The organism is Bacillus sp. T3 (assembly GCF_033449965.1).
In the GTDB taxonomy this organism is placed as follows: Bacteria; Bacillota; Bacilli; order Bacillales; family Cytobacillaceae; genus Bacillus_BU.
The window spans coordinates 37747-59220 of the sequence record NZ_CP137761.1; the positions used below are offsets into that span (position 1 = coordinate 37747).

Here is a 21474-nt window from a genome sequence, read left to right on the forward strand (position 1 = left end):
CAACATGTCGCTAAATATTTTATTTTGTAAAAAATGTATTTATCGACCTTGATATTTGAAACAAATCACAAGCGCCATGTAACGAAGATCGTCGCCTGGCGCTTGCGTATGTTATTTCAAATCATCTAACCTTATAACTTGGTAAAAGATTAATTATTCAACTGTCACAGTTTCTGCAGCTTCATCTTGAAGAATTGGCTCTGCTCGACGGTAACGTTGCATACCTGTTCCAGCTGGAACTAATTTACCGATAATTACATTCTCTTTTAAGCCGAGAAGCTCATCGCGCTTACCTTTAATCGCTGCATCTGTAAGAACTCTTGTTGTTTCTTGGAAGGATGCTGCTGATAAGAATGAATCTGTCTCAAGCGAAGCTTTCGTAATCCCAAGTAGTACAGGACGGCCAGTTGCTGGCATTTTTCCTGCAAGCAAAGCCTTCTCATTGGCATCAGTAAACTGATGAACGTCGAGAAGTGCACCAGGTAATACGCTAGTTTCACCTGCATCTGCAACTCGTACTTTACGAAGCATTTGTCGAACCATTACTTCGATATGTTTGTCTCCGATTTCTACCCCTTGCATGCGGTATACTTTTTGTACCTCACGCAGCAAGTATTCTTGTACGGATTTCATATCGGTTACACGTAATAATTCTTTTGGATCAATTGAACCTTCTGTTAATTCTTGTCCACGTCCAACTCGGTCATTTATAGCAACCTTTAAACGTGCTGTATATGGCGCTGTATACGTGCGGCTTTCTACATCACCTTGAACAACGATTTCGTGTTGGCGGTCACGACCTTCGTTAATACCAACGACAACACCTTCGATTTCAGAAATGACAGATTGACCTTTTGGATTACGAGCTTCAAATAACTCTTGAATACGAGGTAAACCTTGAGTAATATCGTCTCCAGCTACCCCACCTGTATGGAATGTACGCATTGTTAACTGAGTTCCTGGTTCACCGATAGATTGTGCAGCAATAATACCTACTGCTTCACCTACTTCAACCTCTTGGCCTGTAGCTAAGTTACGTCCATAACATTTCTTACAAACACCGTGGCGAGTATTACATGTAAAGGCAGAACGGATCCAAACCTCTTCAATGTTTGCTTCAACCACTTCAACTGATAAATCTTCAGTAATTAGCCCGTTTTCAGGAACAATGACTTCATTTGTTACTGGATGCTTAATAGCTTTTCTTGCATATCGACCAATAAGACGTTCGTCTAGTGGTTCGATAACTTCAGTACCATCTTTAAGTGCACTAATTAATAAACCACGGTCTGTTCCGCAATCATCCTCACGGACAATAACATCCTGTGCTACATCAACTAGACGACGAGTAAGGTAACCTGAGTCAGCTGTTTTTAGCGCTGTATCCGCCAATCCTTTACGAGCTCCATGTGTAGAAATAAAGTATTCTAATACTGTTAATCCTTCTCGGAAACTTGATTTGATTGGTAATTCGATAATACGACCAGCCGGGTTCGCCATCAAACCACGCATCCCTGCTAATTGGGTAAAGTTCGATGCGTTACCACGTGCTCCAGAATCACTCATCATAAAGATTGGGTTGGTTCTTTCCAAGGATTTCATCAGCTTCGCTTGAATTGTATCCTTAGCCGCACTCCAGATTGAAATAACACGGTCATAACGCTCATCTTCGGTGATTAAACCACGTCTAAACTGTTTCATGACGTTATCAACCTTTGCCTGAGCTTCTTGAATGATTTCTTGCTTCTCACCTAAAACGACGATATCAGCTACACCTACGGTGATACCAGCTTTAGTTGAATATTTAAATCCTAGATCCTTCATTCGGTCTAGCATTTTTGAGGTTTCAGTAATCTTAAATCGTTTAAATACTTCAGCAATGATATTTCCAAGAATCTTCTTCTTAAACGGATCAACAAGAGGCATCTCTTTAATAAATGCACTCACGTCTGTTCCAGGTCCAACAAAGTATTTCTCTGGTGTTTTTTCTTCAAGATTTAACTTGGTTGGTTCATTAATATAAGGGAATGATTCAGGTAATATCTCATTAAAGATTAACTTTCCAACAGTAGTTATCAATAGTTTAGAGTTTTGTTCTTCCGTAAAAGTAACATTTCCTAATGAACCAGCATCTACAGCTACTCTTGTATGCAAGTGGACATAACCGTTTTGGTAAGCAATTAATGCTTCGTTACGATCTTTAAAGATCATACCTTCTCCAACGGCACCTTCACGTTCCATTGTTAAATAATAGTTCCCTAATACCATGTCCTGAGATGGTGTAACAACAGGTTTTCCATCCTTTGGATTTAAGATATTTTGGGCTGCAAGCATTAATAAACGAGCTTCAGCTTGAGCTTCAGAAGAAAGTGGTACGTGTACCGCCATTTGGTCACCGTCAAAGTCAGCGTTATACGCTGTACAAACTAACGGATGCAAACGAATCGCACGGCCTTCAACCAATGTAGGTTCAAATGCCTGAATTCCAAGACGGTGAAGTGTCGGTGCACGGTTTAGTAAAACCTGAATGCTCTCTGATTACTTCTTCAAGTACATCCCATACCTCAGGGTTTACACGTTCGATTTTACGCTTTGCAGATTTAATGTTATGAGCAAGTCCTTTTTCTACCAACTCTTTCATAACAAATGGTTTAAATAACTCTAAAGCCATTTCTTTAGGTAAGCCGCACTGATACATTTTCAAGTTCGGTCCAACGACGATAACAGAACGACCTGAATAGTCAACACGTTTTCCTAAAAGGTTTTGACGGAAACGACCTTGTTTTCCTTTTAACATATGAGATAAAGATTTTAACGGACGATTTCCAGGTCCAGTAACTGGTCGGCCACGACGACCGTTATCAATTAAAGCATCTACTGCCTCTTGTAGCATCCGCTTTTCATTCTGAACAATAATACTTGGTGCACCAAGATCTAACAGACGCTTTAAGCGATTGTTACGGTTAATTACACGACGATACAAATCATTTAAGTCAGAGGTAGCAAAGCGGCCACCGTCCAACTGAACCATTGGACGTAATTCAGGCGGAATAACCGGAAGCACATCTAAAATCATCCAGGAAGGCTCGTTTCCTGACCCACGGAATGCTTCGAGTACTTCAAGTCGTTTAATCGCACGTGTACGACGCTGACCTTGAGCGGTTTTTAATTCTTCTTTTAACGAATCAACTTCTTTTTCTAAGTCGATATCGAATAAAAGCTTTTTAATCGCTTCTGCACCCATTGATGCTTGAAATTTACTGCCGTATTTTTCACGGTACGTACGGTATTCTTTTTCAGATAAAAGCTGCTTCTTCTCTAATGCTGTATCACCTGGCTCGGTAACAACATAAGAAGCAAAGTAAATAACTTCTTCAAGCGCTCGAGGAGACATGTCTAGGACAAGACCCATACGGCTTGGGATTCCTTTGAAGTACCATATGTGGGATACAGGAGCTGCTAATTCGATATGACCCATACGTTCGCGACGAACCTTCGCACGGGTTACCTCAACACCACAACGGTCACAAACTACACCTTTATAACGAACGCGCTTATACTTCCCGCAATGACATTCCCAGTCCTTTTGTGGACCAAAGATTCGTTCACAAAACAAACCGTCTTTTTCCGGTTTTAGTGTACGATAATTAATCGTTTCTGGTTTCTTGACCTCACCAAATGACCACGAGCGGATTTTATCCGGTGAAGCTAGACCAATTTTCATATACTCAAAATTGTTTACATCTAGCAAGGGGCCTACCTCCCTTTCGATCTTCAGGTTTTACCCTTATTCCGATTATATCGGCTAAAACATCGTAAATGATTACGTATGCAGTGAAACATCTATATGAAAAATGTAAGTGCTCAGTGATGACAAAAGTCTTCACTGAGCTCATAAACTATGTTACTCTTTCGTCCCTACAGGCTCTGTCTCAACACTATCTAATTCAGGTGTGATGGTTAAAGATTCGGCTTGTTGAATTTCTTCTTCATCTTCCATGTCGCGCATTTCAATTTCCTGCTCATCACCAGAAAGAATCTTTACATCCATTCCCAAACTTTGAAGTTCTTTAATTAATACCTTAAATGACTCTGGTACACCAGGTTCAGGTACGTTCTCACCTTTTACAATCGCTTCATATGTTTTTACACGACCAACAACATCATCAGACTTAACTGTTAAGATTTCTTGTAGTGTGTAAGCTGCACCATATGCTTCTAGTGCCCATACTTCCATTTCCCCGAAACGCTGTCCACCAAATTGAGCTTTACCTCCAAGTGGTTGCTGGGTAACAAGTGAGTATGGTCCAGTAGAACGAGCATGCAATTTATCATCAACCATGTGTGCAAGTTTAATCATGTACATAACACCAACAGAAACACGATTATCAAATGGTTCACCAGAACGACCATCATAAAGAACTGTTTTAGCATCTCGCGCCATTCCAGCCTCTTCAATCGTACCCCAAACATCTTCTTCACGTGCACCATCAAATACTGGTGAAGCGACATGAATACCAAGTGCTCTTGCAGCCATACCTAAGTGTAGTTCAAGCACCTGACCGATATTCATCCGTGAAGGAACCCCTAATGGATTTAACATGATATCTACAGGAGTACCATCTGGTAAATAAGGCATATCCTCTTCAGGCATGATCTTCGAGATAACCCCTTTATTACCATGTCGTCCTGCCATTTTATCGCCTTCATGAATTTTACGCTTTTGCACAATGTAAACACGAACGAGCTGATTTACACCAGGTGGTAGTTCATCACCGTCTTCACGGTTAAAGACTTTTACATCCAAGACAATACCGCCACCACCGTGAGGAACACGCAGTGATGTATCACGAACTTCTCGAGCTTTTTCTCCAAAGATTGCATGCAATAGACGCTCTTCAGCTGTTAATTCCGTCACACCTTTAGGCGTAACTTTACCAACTAAAAGATCTCCATCTTTCACTTCAGCACCAATTCGAATAATTCCGCGTTCATCTAAGTTGCGAAGAGCATCTTCTCCAACGTTAGGGATATCGCGCGTAATTTCCTCTGGTCCTAATTTTGTATCACGTGATTCTGATTCATATTCTTCAATATGAATCGATGTATAGACATCGTCTTTTACAAGACGCTCACTCATGATAATCGCATCTTCGTAGTTATAACCGTCCCAATTTATGAAGGCCACAAGAACATTTCGCCCTAATGCTAATTCACCTTTTTCCATTGAAGGTCCATCTGCAAGGATTTCTCCTTTTACAACACGATCTCCAACACTAACAATTGGACGTTGATTGTAACATGTACCTTGGTTCGAACGAATAAATTTCAACATACGGTATTTATCAAGATTCCCTTTCGTTTCTTGACCATCTACCACGGAAATCCGACGTACCCACACTTCACGTGCTTCAACATGTTCAACAATACCTTCGTGCTTACAAATAACTGCAGCACCAGAGTCTTTTGCTGATACATATTCCATACCTGTACCAACTCTCGGCGCTTCAGGTTGGAGTAAAGGAACAGCTTGTCGTTGCATGTTTGCTCCCATAAGGGCACGGTTCGAGTCATCGTTTTCTAAGAACGGAATACACGCTGTCGCTGCAGATACTACTTGTTTTGGAGAGACGTCCATGTAATCGATACGATCACGATTCACAACAACGTTTTCATCTCTAAAACGTGCAACAACATCTTCATCTAAGAATGAACCATCATCACCCAAACGAGCATTCGCTTGCGCAACTACATAGTTATCCTGTTCATCAGCTGTTAAATAATCAATTCTTTGAGTTACTTTGCCTGTTTCCGGATCGACACGACGATATGGCGTCTCAATGAAACCAAAACGGTTGACCTTTGCATAGGATGATAGCGAGTTAATCAATCCGATATTCGGACCCTCTGGCGTTTCAATCGGACACATACGGCCATAGTGTGAATAGTGAACGTCTCGCACTTCAAAACCAGCACGTTCCCTTGTTAAACCACCAGGTCCTAATGCAGATAAACGACGTTTATGTGTTAACTCGGCTAATGGATTAGTTTGATCCATAAATTGAGATAACTGAGAGCTACCGAAGAACTCTTTAATTGAAGCAATAACCGGTCTAATATTAATTAATTGTTGTGGAGTGATTGTCGCTGTATCCTGAATTGACATTCTCTCACGAACAACACGCTCCATACGTGATAAACCAATACGGAACTGGTTTTGCAGCAACTCCCCAACAGAACGTAAACGGCGGTTACCTAGATGATCAATATCATCGGTATTTCCAACACCGTGTAGCAAGTTGAAGAAATAGCTAATTGAAGCAATAATGTCAGCAGGTGTTATGTTCTTAATGGCTTCTTCGATATTCGAGTTACCAATTACATTAATGACCTTTTCTCCATCTTCATTAGGAGCGTAAATCTTGATTGATTGAAGAATGATATCATCTTCAACAACCCCACCTACTGGGTTAGATGTTTTAAATCCAATATTATTTTCGAGATTAGGAAGAATGCGATCTAATGTACGACGATCTAACGTTGTACCTTTTTCCGCAATAATTTCCCCTGTTTCAGGATCAACAAGCGTTTCTGCTAAGCGCTGACCGAAAAGTCTATTTTTAATATGAAGCTTTTTATTAATCTTGTAGCGTCCAACATTCGCTAAATCATAACGTTTTGGATCAAAGAATCTGGACACTAATAAGCTCTTCGCATTTTCAACCGTTGGTGGTTCACCCAGGACGAAGGCGCTCATATATTTCTAAAAGCGCTTTTTCAGTGCTTTCAGTGTTGTCTTTTTCTAATGTGTTACGGATATATTCATTATCTCCGATTAAATCGATGATTTCAGAATCAGATCCGAATCCAAGCGAACGCAAAAGAACCGTAACGGGCAGTTTCCGAGTACGATCTATTCTTACATACACTACATCCTTGGCATCAGTTTCATACTCAAGCCAAGCACCACGGTTAGGGATTACTGTAGCGGTAAATCCTTTCTTCCCGTTCTTATCCACTTTTCCACTAAAGTACACACTAGGAGAACGCACTAATTGAGAAACAATGACGCGTTCTGCACCATTAATAACAAACGTCCCTGTTTCAGTCATTAGTGGGAAGTCACCCATAAATACATCCTGGTCTTTTACTTCACCTGTTTCTTTGTTCACTAGACGTACTTTCACTCGCAACGGAGCAGAATATGTAACGTCTCGTTCTTTTGACTCCTCAACGGAATACTTAGGATCACCTAAGCTGTAATCAATGAATTCGAGTGATAGGTTACCAGTAAAGTCTTCGATCGGAGAAATATCCTGGAACATTTCTCGCAAACCCTCATCTAGAAACCATTGATAGGAAGAGGTTTGAATTTCAATAAGATTTGGTAACTCTAAAACTTCACTGATTCTTGCATAACTTCTTCGTTGGCGGTGTCGTCCATACTGAACTAGTTGACCTGTCAACTGATTCACCCCTCAAATCAAGCGTTATAATTACATCTATTGCCATCAAACAAACATAAACGGTTTCACCGTTCAGTCGTAAGACAAAAAGAAAAAGGGTTTTTTTGTTAAAAACCACAATTTCACATGACGAACTATTATTTTGTTAGCTTATCCGTCTATAGCCAAATTTATACAATAAATGATGAATTTAGCATTAAAACGAAAACTAATCTATTGGCATTTTATAATATTAACATAGGCATCTTGACGAGTCAATGTTTTTTTGCTTTATAAATGAAATAACCCTTGCTTTTATCCACCGTTTCAACTTCACCAAATAGTGCTTCAAGTTTAGCAAAAGCAGAAGGTCCACCTTGCTTCTTTTGAATAACAACCCAAAGTGACCCATTTACTTTCAAATGATGAAAGCTTTGTTCAAATATCTCATGTACAATCTGCTTACCTGCGCGAATCGGCGGATTCGTTACAATATCCGTAAACCCTGATTCTGAAACTGACAGGAGACGGTCACTTTGATAGATTTGGACATTATCAATTCGGTTTAATACAGCATTTTCCTGCGAAAGACTTAATGCTCGTTCATTGACATCAATCATATGTACAGTAGCATCCGGAAGACTCTTTGCAAGTGAAAGGCCGATCGGTCCATAACCACATCCTACATCTAGGATTTTTCCCGATTTCTCCGACGGTTCGAAAACTTCTATTAGAAGCCGGGAACCAAAATCCACCTCTTTTTTCGAAAAAACTCCATTATCTGTTTTAAATCGAAATGAGTGATTCCTCAGATTAAAATCCCAATAATTTGGATTACTTTCAACCTTTTGTGTGCGGGAATAATAATGGTCTGCCATAGGTTTATAACCACCTCCACGGGAGAGAGTTTTAGGAATAGAAGGAATTGAGGTAAAAAGCTTTTCCGAACAGTATTATATGTTAACTGGATTGAAAAAGCAAAAAAAGCTCGCTTATGCAGCGAGCTTTTTTAAAGTTAAATTACTTAACTTCTACGTTAGCGCCAACTTCTTCAAGTTTGCCTTTGATTTCTTCTGCTTCTTCTTTAGAAACGCCTTCTTTAACAGCCTTTGGAGTGTTATCAACAAGTTCTTTTGCTTCTTTAAGTCCAAGACCAGTGATTTCACGAACTACTTTGATAACCTTGATTTTTTGATCTCCAGGTGATGCAAGAACCACGTCAAATTCAGTTTGCTCTTCAACAGCAGCTGCACCTGCGCCACCAACAACAGCTACAGGAGCTGCAGCAGTTACGCCGAATTCTTCTTCAATTGCTTTTACTAAGTCGTTTAATTCTAAAACAGTCATATTTTTAACTGCTTCAATGATTTGTTCTTTAGTCATGATTATTTTCCTCCTTAGAGTTTTGTTTTATTTAGTAGTTTAACGATAAGTCTAACTTACGCGCCTTGTTCTTCTTTTTGATCTGCAACAGCTTTTGCAGCAAGAGCAAGATTGCGAATTGGTGCTTGAAGAACGCTGAGTAACATAGATAGTAAACCTTCGCGAGATGGTAGTTCCGCAAGAGCTTTAATATCATCAGCAGTCGCAACAGTTCCTTCAATTACACCCGCTTTAATTTCAAGAGCTTCGTGTTTTTTCGCGAAGTCATTAAGAATTTTAGCAGGAGCAACTACATCTTCAGTACTGAACGCGATTGCGTTTGGACCTGTAAGAGCTTCATTTAATCCAGAAAGCTCACAAGCATCAGCCGCACGACGAGTCATTGTGTTTTTATACACTTTGAACTCAACACCTGCTTCACGAAGTTGCTTACGAAGTTCAGTTACTTCTGCAACATTCAATCCACGGTAGTCAACAACAACAGTTGACACGCTTGCTTTTAATTTATCAGCAATTTCATCTACGATTTGTTTCTTTGTTTCGATAGCGCTGCTCATCCTTACACCTCCTGTAGTTATACTACATTCATACCTGGACAATAAAAAGCCTCCACACCCAAACAGACATGGAGGATTGTATACAATAGTAGTTTACAGAAAATCTATCGTATGACCTCGGTAGGATATTAAGCTATAAATAGCACCTACTGTCTCTGGTACAAATGTTATTTTATTTCAACAACAAATTACATTATAGTAAATGTAATTCTGTTTGTCAATTCCATTATTTTACTGAAACAGATGATGGATCAACTTTTACGCCAGGGCCCATTGTTGAAGTAACAGTAACGTTCTTCATGTATGTTCCTTTAGCAGCTGCAGGCTTAACTTTTACCATTGTTTCAAATACAGTGTTAAAGTTTTCGATCAATTTTTGATCTTCGAAAGATTGTTTACCGATTGGAACGTGGATATTACCAGCTTTATCAACACGGTATTCAACTTTACCTGCTTTAATTTCGTTGATTGCTTTTGTCACATCAAATGTAACAGTTCCTGTTTTAGGGTTTGGCATTAAACCTTTAGGTCCTAATGTACGACCGAGTTTACCAACTTCACCCATCATATCAGGAGTAGCAACGATTACATCAAAGTCAAACCAACCTTGTTGGATTTTGTTGATGTATTCAGAATCGCCAACATAATCAGCGCCTGCTGCTTCAGCTTCTTTAGCTTTTTCACCTTTAGCGAAAACTAGAACGCGTTGCACTTTACCAGTTCCGTTCGGAAGAACAACAGCACCACGAATTTGTTGGTCAGCTTTCTTAGGATCTACTCCTAGACGGAAAGCTACTTCAAGAGTTGCATCGAATTTAACAATGCTTGTCTTTTTTGCAAGTTCAATTGCTTCTGCAATTGGATACGCTTTAGAACTATCTACAAGCTTAGCAGCTTCTAAATACTTCTTACCTTTTTTAGCCATTTTAATTATCCTCCTTGAATGTGGTTTTAGCGGAATAACCTCCCACGAATAAAGGTTGCGAGTGAAATTTTCAGCTACGCAACCTCCTCTTACAAAACACTAACAGTTAATGACGAATTAGTCTTCGATAACAATACCCATGCTGCGAGCAGTACCTTCAACCATACGCATTGCTGCTTCGACGCTAGCTGCGTTAAGGTCAGGCATTTTCTGTTCAGCAATCTCGCGTACCGTTGCACGTTTAACTGTCGCTACTTTATTACGGTTAGGCTGGCCTGAACCAGACTGAATTCCAGCTGCTACTTTCAAAAGAACGGCAGCAGGAGGAGTTTTCGTAATAAATGTAAAAGAACGGTCTTCAAATACCGTAATTTCAACAGGGATGATTAAGCCAGCTTGATCAGCCGTACGAGCGTTAAACTCCTTACAGAATCCCATGATGTTTACACCGGCTTGACCTAATGCAGGACCAACTGGTGGCGCTGGATTAGCTTTACCTGCAGGAATTTGCAATTTGACAACTTTAATTACTTTTTTAGCCACGAGACACACCTCCTTAAAGTCCGTGATGTGGTAATAGGGAAAATTTCCCTCCCACTCATAGAAAAGTCTTTATATAAACATAAAGAACTTGATAATTGTCGAGTCTCTTTTCGAGACATATTGACCTATGAAATTTTATCACTATTCCGTGACAATTTCAAGTTGATTTTAATCTAATTTATCAATTTGTGTAAAATCGAGCTCTACCGGGGTATCACGACCGAACATATTAACTAAAACTTTTAATTTAGATTTATCTTTTTCAATCTCTTCGATTGTTCCTGTGAAGTTAGCAAAAGGACCTTCTTTTACCTTAACCGTTTCTCCTACCTCGAAATCGATGTCGACGCGTTTTTCATCCACACCCATGCGTTTCAAGATAACAACCACTTCTTCTGGAAGTAATGGAGTCGGCTTTGATCCGGATCCTGCAGAACCAACAAATCCTGTTACTCCAGGCGTATTACGGACAACATACCAAGAATCATCCGTCATAATGATTTCAACCAACACATATCCAGGAAACACCTTACGCTTAACAACTTTTTTCTTACCATTTTTGAAATCGGTTTCTTCTTCTTCAGGCACGATTACTCGAAAAATCTTGTCCGACATTCCCATAGACTCGACGCGTTTTTCTAAGTTCGCCTTTACTTTATTCTCATATCCAGAGTAAGTATGAACTACATACCAGTTCTTTTCCATTCAAGAGGACTAATTCGTCCGTCCCTCCCCATTTCATAATATCTGTACCTTATTACACGTACTTTTTTCCACAATGAAAAAACCCGTTACCCGAGCTTTAACATGTTTCTGCATTATTTTCCATTATACCATGGATTGCAGAGTGTTATTCAAGAATTATACGAATCAATTCAGAAATACCATAATCTAGTGCCGCAAAGAAAAGGGCAAAAAATGTAACCGTTGATAACACCGTAATCGTATAGCGGGTTAATTCTTTACGTTTTGGCCAACTAACCTTTTTTGTTTCTCGAGCCACTTCGCGGAAGAACGTTAAAATGCGTTGCATGCTGTAACCTCCAACAATCGATCTATAATAAAATGTAAATCATTTCGTTTCTCGATGTATCGTATGAGTTCCACAATTGGTACAGAACTTTTTCAGTTCAAGTCTTGCTTGCGTTTCTTTTTTACTGTTTGTGGTGTAGTTGCGTGAACCACAGCTTTCACATGCCAAAATTACTTTTTTTCCCACAAAAAACACCTACTATAAACAACTATATCATTCTTTAAAAATGTATCACTTCAATGATACAGTGTCAACAAGTGACACTAAGTTCTCACAAATAGAAAAGCGGAAGCGACCGGGTAGCGGCGTATGGACTGGAGCCCTCCGACCGAGATAAAGGAAACACGAAGAGCTGAAAGCGAATCGATGTTGACTTATCGTAGGGAGGTGGGTGAAGTCCACTAGACGCTGGTCGCTGCAGCTAGACAAATAGAAAAGCGAAGGTGCCTCGCTCAGCCCCGACAAGCATAAGACGCTTCAGGAGAAGGCGTTCTTTACCTTCTTACCTAAAGTGGCTTATGACCTCGAGGGGCTAGGCACCGCAGCTAGACAAATAGAAAAGCGGAAGCGACCGTTCAGCCCCTATGCAAAAAAACAAATATTAAACTGTAAACTCGCGGACTTCTAAATAACGCTCAAGCTTCCTCTTTACACGCTGCAACGCATTATCAATCGATTTCACATGCCGATTTAGCTCTTCGGAGATTTCTTGATAGGATTGGCCATCTAAGTATAATGCCAGAACTTTTCGTTCAAGATCACTTAAAAGTTCTTTCATTTTTCCTTCTATGTTATCAAATTCTTCTTGGTTAATGATTAATTCCTCAGGATCCATAACCTTTGCACCTGAAAGAACATCCATTAGTGTCCGATCTGATTCCTCATCATAAATCGGCTTGTCCAATGAAACATACGAATTTAGCGGTATATGTTTTTGCCTGGTGGCGGTTTTAATCGCGGTGATGATTTGTCTTGTAATACATAATTCGGCAAACGCTTTAAAAGAAGTCATCTTATCATCCCTATAATCACGAATTGCTTTATACAACCCGATCATACCTTCCTGAACAATATCTTCTTTATCGGCACCGATGAGAAAATAGGATCTTGCTTTTGCTCGAACAAAATTTCGATATTTATGAATTAAGTAATCTAATGCATCACTTTCCCCATTGTGCACTAACTCTACTAATTCTTCATCTTCGAGCTGTAAATATCGTTCATTGATCCTTGCTCTGAAGTCCGTACTCATGCAAATCCCCCCGACCACACATGCATAGTTAGAAATATTATACAGTAGGCTTTTTTTGGAAGTCAACCATTGCTCACCGTTCCCGGCGCCATTTTTCGAAAATTTGGGCTATTTCGTCACTTAGTGGAATCTTTGACGGCGGTCTCTTTGTTTGGATCTTCTTAACGTTTCGTTCAATTTTTTTCTCAATCGTATTCATTTCTGTTAACAATTCTCGCGCTGATTTCCTTAGGGCTCCTTGCCCAAAGATCACCCATTGCTCAGTAAAATCGGAAGTGGCGACATGGATTTGTGTTCGGCGATCACTAAGACTGCTAGCCAGCTTCTCAATTCTTTCATCAGCAGATTCATTTTCCTTCGTGAATATCACTTCAACCTTATAATTATGATATTTTTTTTCAATTCCTTGAACATAATGCGCATCAAATACGACGATGACACGGAAACCCGTATACGCTTGATATTCTGCCATTTTTTCTACTAATAAATCTCTAGCCGCACCTAAGTCCTTATTTTTCAAAGCACTTAAGTCAGGCCAAGCACCAATGATGTTATAACCATCTACAATCAGAATATCCATCATTATCGACCAATTGGGTGTCTTTTTCGGTAAACCTCGTACATAAGAAGTGCTGCTGCAACCGATGCGTTTAAAGAGGTAACATGACCCGCCATGGGCAAATGAATTAGAAAATCACATTTATCACGCACGAGTCGACCCATTCCTTTCCCTTCACTGCCAATGACCAAGCCAAGTGGCATACTTCCGTCAAAGGAGCGATAGTCCTCACTACCTTTAGCATCCGTCCCTGCAATCCATAACCCTTTTTCTTTTAACTCATCAATTGTTCGCGCGATATTCGTAACACGAACAACAGGAATGTACTCAATTGCACCTGTCGAAGCTTTTGCAACAGTAGAGGTTAATCCTACTGCTCTTCTTTTTGGAATAATAATCCCATGGGCACCAACAGCATCAGCTGTTCGCATAATTGAGCCTAAATTATGGGGATCTTCAATTTCATCTAAAATTAAAAAGAAAGGAGGTTCGTTTCTTTCCGCAGCAACGGCAAACAAATCGTCTATTTCAGCATATTGGTATGCAGCAACTGCCGCTATCACTCCTTGATGGTTTCCCTCTGTCATTTGGTCAATCTTTTTCTTTGGGACAAATTGGACTAACACACTCTTTTCTTTAGCTAATCCAATCACCTGCTGCATTTGTCCACCTTGTGACCCTTCCGCGATAAAAATCTTGTTAATGTCACGATCTGACTTCAATGCCTCAATGACGGGATTTTTTCCAATGATATAATCTGAATTCATTATCCGCGGCCTCCTTTCTTTTCTTCAACTAAGTGAATCGATTTCTTGATTAATTCTTCAAGTCGTATAATCTGGTTTGCTAAATACAAATAGCCTAATAAAGCCTCAAATGCAGTCGAGTATCGGTACGTTTGTACATCGGTATTTTTCGGAATACTACCAGATTTGGCATTTCTACCTCTTTTTAAAACAGCCATTTCTTCATCGGTCAGAATGCCTTCATCGATAAATTGATGGACCACTGCAGCCTGAGCTTTAGCAGACACATAATTCGTCGCTTCTCGATGCAATTGATTTGGCCTAACCGTACCAGATTGAATTAAGTGGTAGCGAATATAGTTTTCGAAGACAGCATCTCCCATATATGCAAGAGCTAAACTATTTAATTGTTTTTCGTCAATCAGACTTTCATAATGAAGCATGAATTAGCCTCTTTTCCATCTTGTTCCTTGCGGTGTATCTTCCAGAATAATATTCATGTCTTTCAGTTGATCCCTGATTTGGTCCGATAATTGGAAGTTACGATCCTTACGTGCTTGAATTCGTTGCTGAATCAATGACTCAATCTCTTCATCAAGCAATTCTTCCTGGCCTAACGAAAGTCCCAATACGCCAAATAATTTCTCGAATAATGAAGTAAAAGCATCAATCACTTCATTTGCCGTATTTTTTTCAAGCATATAGTAGTTTGAAAGCTTCGATAGCTCAAACAAGGTTGAGATACCATTTGCCGTATTAAAATCATCATCCATTTCCCGAATAAACTCTTGTTCAAGAGCCTGTATTTGATCTAACCATTCCTGATTATTATCCGTTAAATTAGTACTTGCCTCTTTTCGATGCGTTAGATTTTGGTAGGAAGTTTTCAATCGTTCTAATGCCGCTTTTGTATTTTCCAATAGCTCATCGCTATAGTTAATTGGATTGCGATAATGAACCGAAAGCATAAAGAAGCGAATCACTTCCGGATTATGCTTTTTAATAATGTCATGGACTAAGACAAAATTCCCTAGTGATTTTGACATTTTTTCATTATCAATATTGATATAGCCGTTATGCATCCAATAACGAGCAAATTGTTTTTCATTCAACGCTTCGGATTGCGCAATTTCATTTTCGTGGTGTGGAAAAGCTAAATCCTGCCCACCTGCATGGATATCAATTGTATCACCCAAGTATTTTTTTGCCATTGCCGAACATTCAATATGCCAGCCAGGTCGACCTAGACCCCATGGACTTTGCCAAGCAATCTCTCCCTGTTTTGCCGCTTTCCATAAGGCAAAGTCTAGAGCATCCTGCTTCTTTTCACCCACATCAATTCGCGCCCCAACCTTCAGTTCATCAATTGATTGATGTGATAGTTTTCCGTAACCATCAAACTTTCTAGTTCGATAATAAACATCCCCCGCTGATTCATATGCGTACCCTTTCTGAATCAAGGCATCAATAAAATCGATAATAATATCCATGTTCTCCGTAACACGCGGATGAACATCAGCTTTTTTACAGCCAAGTGCACTAACATCCTCAAAATAAGCATTGATAAAGCGGTCAGCAATGGTTGGAACATCCTCCCCTAATTGGTTGGCTGCTCTAATCAATTTATCGTCCACATCTGTAAAATTTGAAACATATTGAACATCAAAGCCGCGAAACTCAAAATAACGGCGCACCGTATCAAAAACAATCGCAGGTCTAGCGTTCCCAATATGAATATAGTTATAGACGGTTGGACCGCAAACATACATTTTTACTTTCCCTTTTTCCAAAGGAACAAATTCTTCTTTTTTTCTAGTCAGAGTATTATATAACTGAATCGTCATTTTTTTAATGACACCCTTTCCTTTTGCAAATCGTCAACTTCTTTTTTGAGGCGTTCGATTTCTTCGCCTAATTCTTTAAAGCGGTCAGCAATTGGATCTGGTAAATCGGTATGATTAAGGTCTTTTTTAATTTTTACACCATCGCGAACAACGACTTTTGCTTTCATTCCGACAACAGTTGAATTATCAGGAACGTCACTAAGAACAACCGCTCCTGCCCCAATCTTCGAATTTTCGCCAATTGTGATGGATCCGAGCACCTTCGCTCCAGGTAGCAATTAAGGCATTATCCTTAACTGTAGGATGGCGTTTTCCCTTCTCTTTCCCAGTACCCCCTAACGTAACCCCTTGGTATACAGTTACATTATCCCCAATTTCACAAGTTTCTCCAATGACAATTCCCATACCATGGTCAATAAAAAATCTGCGCCCTATTTTTGCCCCAGGGTGGATTTCAATCCCTGTGAAGAAGCGGCTAGCCTGAGAAATAACCCTTGCAATGAAGAAAAGCTTTCTTTTAAAAAACCAGTGTGCAAAACGATGTGCCCAAATAGAGTGTAGACCAGAGTAAGTTAAAATAACCTCGAGATAACTCCTCGCAGCCGGGTCCTGTTCAAAAATTACTTCAATATCCTCTTTTAATCGTTTAAACATTGTTACGTCTCCCCCTGTTAAATAACAGCACATCTTCTTTCTTTGGCCATTGCCTTAGTTCTTACTATTTTCAGTAAAACAAAAAGACGCCTCTGTCAAAAGACAGAGACGCCATATGCGCGGTTCCACTCTGTTTAGACCAAAACTTTTTCATCACACTTAACGAACGAAAAGTGAAGGAAAATATCAGTTGGTCTCAACTTAACCTGTTAACGGAAGGGTCCGCCCATGTCTACTCGATAAGTTACAATCTTTCGAATGGGACTCAGAGGGGCATTTCAAAAAACAAGAGGCTTAAACCACTTTCAGCCGATGATGGTTCTCTCTGAAAAACTTTGTTTTTTTACTTGTCCTCTTCAACGCTTTCTTGCCTATATATCCTATACTATATTATATTTTGTTCTTAATGTAACTAGCAAATAATAAAATTATTTTTCAAGCAACGCGTTAAATCGTTTAACAATCGTTTCTTTTCCAATCAAGGCGATAGCTTTAGGAAGATCCGGTCCATGTGTTTGGCCTGTAGCCGCCACACGAATGGGCATAAATAGTTTTTTCCCTTTATGGCCAGTTCCTTTTTGAACCGCTTTTATCGATGCTTGAATATTAGGTGCAGTAAATTCATCTAGCAGATCAATTTCAGCTAAAAATGCTTGAAGTACTTCTGGAACCTGCTCTTCGCTAATAACGGCTTTTGCCTCTTCATCGAACGTTACTTCATCCTTAAAGAATAATGAAGAAAGCTCAACTATTTCAGCACCATAGCTCATTTGATCTTGATAAAGGGCAATCAAATTACGAACCCATTCATTTTCCTGTTCCGACATCTCAAGCTGAACAAGACCAGCTTGAATTAAATGTGGCAAAGCAAGATCAACGGCTTTATCAACCTCAACCTTTTTCATGTACTGATTGTTCATCCAAGTTAATTTTTGCTTATCAAACAATGCAGGTGATTTTGACAGTCGCTTCGCATCAAACTTTTCAATTAACTCTTCTATTGTGTAGATCTCTTCTTCACCAGCTGGTGACCAGCCTAAAAGAGCAATAAAGTTAAATAATGCTTCCGGAATATAGCCCAATTGCTCGTATTGCTCAATAAACTGGATAATTGATTCATCCCGTTTCGATAGTTTTTTACGACTTTCATTCACAATTAACGTCATATGTCCAAACAATGGTGGCTCCCAACCGAGCGCTTCATATACCATTAATTGCTTTGGTGTGTTTGAAATATGATCATCACCGCGAAGGACATGAGAAATATCCATCGTATGATCATCGACGGCAACAGCAAAATTATAGGTTGGCATTCCGTCCTTTTTCACGATGACAAAATCACCCATACCTTCAGACTCAAATGATACACTGCCTTTTACCATATCATCGAACGTAAAGGTTTTATTCTGTGGAACCAAGAAGCGAATGCTTGGTTTGCGACCTTCAGCTTCAAACTTGGCCTGACCCTCTTCAGATAAATGACGACATCTTCCAGAATAGGCTGGAGTTTCGCCTTTTGCCATTTGCTCTTCTCTTTCCGCTTCAAGTTCTGATTCCGTACAGTAGCATTTATATGCCAAGCCCTTAGCTAAAAGCTCGTTTACATACTCATTATAAATTTCTAGGCGTTCTGATTGGCGATATGGTCCGTACTCTCCACCAACATCAATACTTTCATCCCAGTCCATACCTAGCCATTTTAAGTACTTTAATTGGCTTTGCTCTCCGCCTTCAATATTGCGTTTTTGGTCAGTATCTTCAATCCGAATAATGAATTTCCCGCCTAAATTTCTGGCGAACAAGTAATTAAATAATGCTGTACGAGCATTCCCAATATGTAAATGTCCTGTTGGACTGGGAGCATAGCGTACGCGAATATCAGTAGACATGATCGTTCCTCCTGTAACATTCCTTTTTCTGCTATATTGTAGCACCGCTTACTTTTCTAATAAAGTGAAACTTCCATCTTAATGGTGTACATTATTCCCGTCAGTTTGTTAAATAGTTCGTTTATTTCCGATCCAATCAACAGAATTACGTAGAATAAGCACTGAATACTAATCAATCTTTTTTAACAAAACTACCGCTTGAGCGGCAATCCCTTCTTCTCGACCCGTAAATCCAAGCTTTTCAGTTGTCGTTGCCTTTACATTAATTTGAGCAGCTTCAGACTGTAAAAGCTCGGCAATTCGTTGTTTCATCTGTTCAATATAAGGAGCCATTTTCGGCTTTTGGGCAATAATGGTACAATCAGCATTTAGCAGCGCATAGCCTGCTTGTCGCACCATTTCATAAACATACTCTAACAGCTTTGCAGAATCTGCATCTTTAAAGGTTGGATCTGTGTCCGGAAAGTGTTTTCCGATATCACCTGCACCAATTGCTCCTAGACAAGCATCGGCAATCGTATGTAAAAGCACATCTGCATCCGAATGACCTAGCAATCCTCTTTCGTAAGGTATAGTAATTCCACCGATAATGAGGGGACGTCCCTCAGTTAGTTGGTGAACATCAAAGCCTTGTCCGATCCGAAACATACTTTATTTCTCCTTTATCTGGCGTTTTCGAATAATAGCCTCAGCAAAATACAAATCCTCTGGGGTTGTCAGCTTAATATTATCATAATTCCCTTCGACAATTGTAATATCGAAAGGAAGCCTTTCTACTAAACTGGCTTCGTCCGTACCGAGATATCCATCCTTTTGAGCTAGATGGTGTGCATCTGCCAAGACGGAAATACGAAAAGCTTGTGGGGTTTGGACTGACCACAAGCTGGAGCGTTCAACAGTTTCAACAATCTTATTTCTGTGCACCTTCTTAATTGTATCCTTCACAGGTACAGCAACAACGGCTGCGCCGTCTAAGCTAGCTGCAGCCGTAACCATTGAAATTGTTTCTTTTTGAATAAACGGCCTAGCCCCGTCATGGACAAGAACAATCCCATCAGAATGGACCGATTGAAGGGCGTTGTATACACTATCCTGCCGTTCCTTTCCACCTACTACAAACGAAAGTACCTTCGTGATCTTATATTTTTTAATTAACTTGGATAACTCCGGCTCATCACTAGGAGAAATGGCTAATACAATGCCGTCACAATCCTCATCATTTTCAAAAACCCTCAAGGTATGAATCAGTACAGGTACACCATTTAAAGGTAGAAGCAATTTATTTTTCCCAGCACCCATTCTTTTCCCCTGTTCCGGCCGCTGGGATGACAACCTGATAACTCATAACGTTTCTCCTCTAAGTTATAATGCTTTTTCTAATAATTTAGGTTTAGCAAAAATCATTCGACCTGCTGAAGTTTGTAAGACGCTTGTTACTAACACATCAATCCGTTTTCCAATATAATCACGACCATCTTCAACCACAATCATTGTCCCATCATCCAAGTAGGCAACGCCTTGATTGTGTTCTTTTCCGTCTTTAATCACTTGAACATTCATTTCTTCACCAGGTAATACTACAGGTTTCACCGCATTTGCCAGATCGTTAATATTCAAAACGGATACACTTTGCAACTCACAAACTTTATTTAAATTAAAATCATTGGTTACCACTACACCATTCGTAATCTTGGCAAGCTTCACTAGTTTGCTGTCAACTTCTTGAATTTCTTCAAAATCTCCTTCATAAATCTCAACCTTTATGGCTAGCTCCTTCTGAATTCGATTCAAAATATCAAGACCCCTACGACCTCGGTTGCGTTTTAACACATCTGAAGAATCAGCAATATGTTGTAGCTCTTCCAAGACAAACTGAGGAATCACGATAATCCCCTCTAAAAATCCTGTTTGACAAATATCAGCAATTCTTCCATCAATAATCACACTAGTATCCAGTATCTTAAGTGTATCCGGAGCTAATTCTTCTCGGACTCCTCGTCCCCAGATTTCTTCTTACGATTTGAAAATAAGTTTGAAAGCTCATCCCGCTTTTTAAACCCAACCTGAAAACCTAAGTATCCAAATAATAAGGTTAATAAAATCGGTGCAACTGTATTAATAATCGGAACTTGAATAGCATTTAAGGCAAAACCGATTAAAAAAGCTACAATTAAACCAAAAACTAACCCTACACTTCCAAAAATGATATCCGTTATCGGAGCCTTGACAAGAGATTCCTCTACCCATTTCATAAAATTAGTAAAATAATCAACTGCCCAAAAAGTAATAAGATAAAAAATAAGTGCACCTGAAATAGCGGATACATATGGATTATTGATTAGAGGAATGTTGTCAAAATTTACTACCTTTAATAAATCAGGGATCAAAAAAATACCAAATGTCCCCCCGATAATTAAAAAACAAGCTTGAATAATACGTTTTAACATTCCTTCACCTCCTATCTATTCATTATAAACAAATTGGTAAAATTGAAACCTCATTTACATAGTTTTTTAAGAAAGGCGCGATATAAAGAGACAATACTATAATTTATACGATAAATAGTATAAAAAAGTTTCATAAAATCACTAATGATCAGGACATGCAAATCCCTCAGTTTAGGTTAGCATGGTAAAAATAGGGT

The 21474-nt window shown here is 39.4% G+C and carries 15 protein-coding genes, 5 pseudogenes and 2 other annotated features; all 20 genes and pseudogenes read right to left on the reverse strand.

Going from position 1 to position 21474, the window contains the following annotated elements:
- Positions 1-153: 153 nt before the first annotated feature.
- The 20 genes and pseudogenes from rpoC to RGF10_RS00370 all read right to left on the reverse strand — a co-directional run bounded on the left by rpoC (position 154) and on the right by RGF10_RS00370 (position 21277).
- A pseudogene (gene rpoC / locus RGF10_RS00275) lies at positions 154-3751 on the reverse strand (DNA-directed RNA polymerase subunit beta').
- A 153-nt stretch (positions 3752-3904) separates the two neighbouring features.
- Positions 3905-7466: pseudogene (gene rpoB / locus RGF10_RS00280) on the reverse strand (DNA-directed RNA polymerase subunit beta).
- A gap of 254 nt (positions 7467-7720) precedes the next feature.
- Positions 7721-8323, reverse strand: coding sequence for a class I SAM-dependent methyltransferase (locus RGF10_RS00285; RefSeq protein ID WP_318506308.1), 603 nt, complete (start codon positions 8321-8323; stop codon positions 7721-7723).
- Positions 8324-8465: 142 nt separating this feature from the next.
- Entirely contained in the window at positions 8466-8828 is a 363-nt protein-coding gene (gene rplL / locus RGF10_RS00290) for a 50S ribosomal protein L7/L12 (protein ID WP_318506310.1), read from the reverse strand.
- Positions 8829-8884: 56 nt separating this feature from the next.
- A complete protein-coding gene (gene rplJ, locus RGF10_RS00295) occupies positions 8885-9385 on the reverse strand; it encodes a 50S ribosomal protein L10 (RefSeq protein WP_318506312.1) in 501 nt (166 codons plus the stop codon).
- Positions 9386-9419: 34 nt separating this feature from the next.
- Positions 9420-9562 (reverse strand) — a sequence feature (ribosomal protein L10 leader region).
- Between the two features lie 49 nt (positions 9563-9611).
- Complete coding sequence (rplA, locus tag RGF10_RS00300; RefSeq protein WP_318506315.1) at positions 9612-10310, reverse strand: 50S ribosomal protein L1; 699 nt, start codon at positions 10308-10310, stop codon at positions 9612-9614.
- 117 nt (positions 10311-10427) lie between these two features.
- On the reverse strand, positions 10428-10853 hold the full coding sequence (rplK, locus tag RGF10_RS00305) for a 50S ribosomal protein L11 (protein ID WP_147535699.1): 426 nt from the start codon (positions 10851-10853) through the stop codon (positions 10428-10430).
- A 168-nt stretch (positions 10854-11021) separates the two neighbouring features.
- Entirely contained in the window at positions 11022-11558 is a 537-nt protein-coding gene (nusG, locus tag RGF10_RS00310; protein ID WP_318506318.1) for a transcription termination/antitermination protein NusG, read from the reverse strand.
- Positions 11559-11703: 145 nt separating this feature from the next.
- The gene (secE, locus tag RGF10_RS00315; protein ID WP_318506321.1) at positions 11704-11886 is read right to left on the reverse strand and encodes a preprotein translocase subunit SecE; all 183 of its coding nucleotides are present in this window, start codon (positions 11884-11886) and stop codon (positions 11704-11706) included.
- A gap of 39 nt (positions 11887-11925) precedes the next feature.
- Complete coding sequence (gene rpmG / locus RGF10_RS00320; protein WP_318506323.1) at positions 11926-12072, reverse strand: 50S ribosomal protein L33; 147 nt, start codon at positions 12070-12072, stop codon at positions 11926-11928.
- A gap of 415 nt (positions 12073-12487) precedes the next feature.
- Complete coding sequence (gene sigH / locus RGF10_RS00325) at positions 12488-13138, reverse strand: RNA polymerase sporulation sigma factor SigH (RefSeq protein ID WP_318506324.1); 651 nt, start codon at positions 13136-13138, stop codon at positions 12488-12490.
- 73 nt (positions 13139-13211) lie between these two features.
- Positions 13212-13718, reverse strand: coding sequence for an NYN domain-containing protein (locus tag RGF10_RS00330; RefSeq protein ID WP_318509259.1), 507 nt, complete (start codon positions 13716-13718; stop codon positions 13212-13214).
- 2 nt (positions 13719-13720) lie between these two features.
- Positions 13721-14464: a 23S rRNA (guanosine(2251)-2'-O)-methyltransferase RlmB gene (rlmB, locus tag RGF10_RS00335; RefSeq protein WP_318506326.1), complete on the reverse strand. Its 744-nt coding sequence runs from the start codon at positions 14462-14464 to the stop codon at positions 13721-13723.
- Positions 14464-14886, reverse strand: coding sequence for a Mini-ribonuclease 3 (locus RGF10_RS00340; RefSeq protein WP_318506328.1), 423 nt, complete (start codon positions 14884-14886; stop codon positions 14464-14466). Before RGF10_RS00340 ends, rlmB begins: the two co-directional genes overlap by 1 nt.
- Before the next feature lie 3 nt (positions 14887-14889).
- Positions 14890-16287 (reverse strand): cysteine--tRNA ligase, encoded by a 1398-nt coding sequence (gene cysS, locus RGF10_RS00345; RefSeq protein ID WP_318506330.1) that lies wholly within the window; start codon positions 16285-16287, stop codon positions 14890-14892.
- A pseudogene (cysE, locus tag RGF10_RS00350) lies at positions 16284-16941 on the reverse strand (serine O-acetyltransferase). Before cysE ends, cysS begins: the two are co-directional and overlap by 4 nt.
- A gap of 101 nt (positions 16942-17042) precedes the next feature.
- Positions 17043-17310, reverse strand: a binding site (T-box leader).
- A 59-nt stretch (positions 17311-17369) separates the two neighbouring features.
- Positions 17370-18830 carry a glutamate--tRNA ligase gene (gltX, locus tag RGF10_RS00355; RefSeq protein WP_318506332.1) on the reverse strand — a complete coding sequence of 487 codons (1461 nt, stop codon included), beginning with the start codon at positions 18828-18830 and terminating at the stop codon, positions 17370-17372.
- Between the two features lie 168 nt (positions 18831-18998).
- Complete coding sequence (ispF, locus tag RGF10_RS00360; RefSeq protein ID WP_318506334.1) at positions 18999-19478, reverse strand: 2-C-methyl-D-erythritol 2,4-cyclodiphosphate synthase; 480 nt, start codon at positions 19476-19478, stop codon at positions 18999-19001.
- A 3-nt stretch (positions 19479-19481) separates the two neighbouring features.
- Positions 19482-20175, reverse strand: a pseudogene (ispD, locus tag RGF10_RS00365) (2-C-methyl-D-erythritol 4-phosphate cytidylyltransferase).
- A gap of 17 nt (positions 20176-20192) precedes the next feature.
- A pseudogene (locus RGF10_RS00370) lies at positions 20193-21277 on the reverse strand (PIN/TRAM domain-containing protein).
- Positions 21278-21474: the final 197 nt, after the last annotated feature.

What these genes read in the sequence shown, in the direction of transcription:
- rlmB (WP_318506326.1), bottom strand. Translation starts at nt 14,464, where the DNA reads ATGAATTCAGATTATATCATTGGAAAAAATCCCGTCATTGAGGCATTG.
- rplA (WP_318506315.1), bottom strand. Translation starts at nt 10,310, where the DNA reads ATGGCTAAAAAAGGTAAGAAGTATTTAGAAGCTGCTAAGCTTGTAGAT.
- ispF (WP_318506334.1), bottom strand. Translation starts at nt 19,478, where the DNA reads ATGTTTCGGATCGGACAAGGCTTTGATGTTCACCAACTAACTGAGGGA.
- secE (WP_318506321.1), bottom strand. Translation starts at nt 11,886, where the DNA reads ATGCAACGCATTTTAACGTTCTTCCGCGAAGTGGCTCGAGAAACAAAA.
- RGF10_RS00340 (WP_318506328.1), bottom strand. Translation starts at nt 14,886, where the DNA reads ATGCTTCATTATGAAAGTCTGATTGACGAAAAACAATTAAATAGTTTA.
- cysS (WP_318506330.1), bottom strand. Translation starts at nt 16,287, where the DNA reads ATGACGATTCAGTTATATAATACTCTGACTAGAAAAAAAGAAGAATTT.
- gltX (WP_318506332.1), bottom strand. Translation starts at nt 18,830, where the DNA reads ATGTCTACTGATATTCGCGTACGCTATGCTCCCAGTCCAACAGGACAT.
- rplJ (WP_318506312.1), bottom strand. Translation starts at nt 9,385, where the DNA reads ATGAGCAGCGCTATCGAAACAAAGAAACAAATCGTAGATGAAATTGCT.
- RGF10_RS00330 (WP_318509259.1), bottom strand. Translation starts at nt 13,718, where the DNA reads ATGGATATTCTGATTGTAGATGGTTATAACATCATTGGTGCTTGGCCT.
- sigH (WP_318506324.1), bottom strand. Translation starts at nt 13,138, where the DNA reads ATGAGTACGGACTTCAGAGCAAGGATCAATGAACGATATTTACAGCTC.
- nusG (WP_318506318.1), bottom strand. Translation starts at nt 11,558, where the DNA reads ATGGAAAAGAACTGGTATGTAGTTCATACTTACTCTGGATATGAGAAT.
- RGF10_RS00285 (WP_318506308.1), bottom strand. Translation starts at nt 8,323, where the DNA reads ATGGCAGACCATTATTATTCCCGCACACAAAAGGTTGAAAGTAATCCA.
- rplL (WP_318506310.1), bottom strand. Translation starts at nt 8,828, where the DNA reads ATGACTAAAGAACAAATCATTGAAGCAGTTAAAAATATGACTGTTTTA.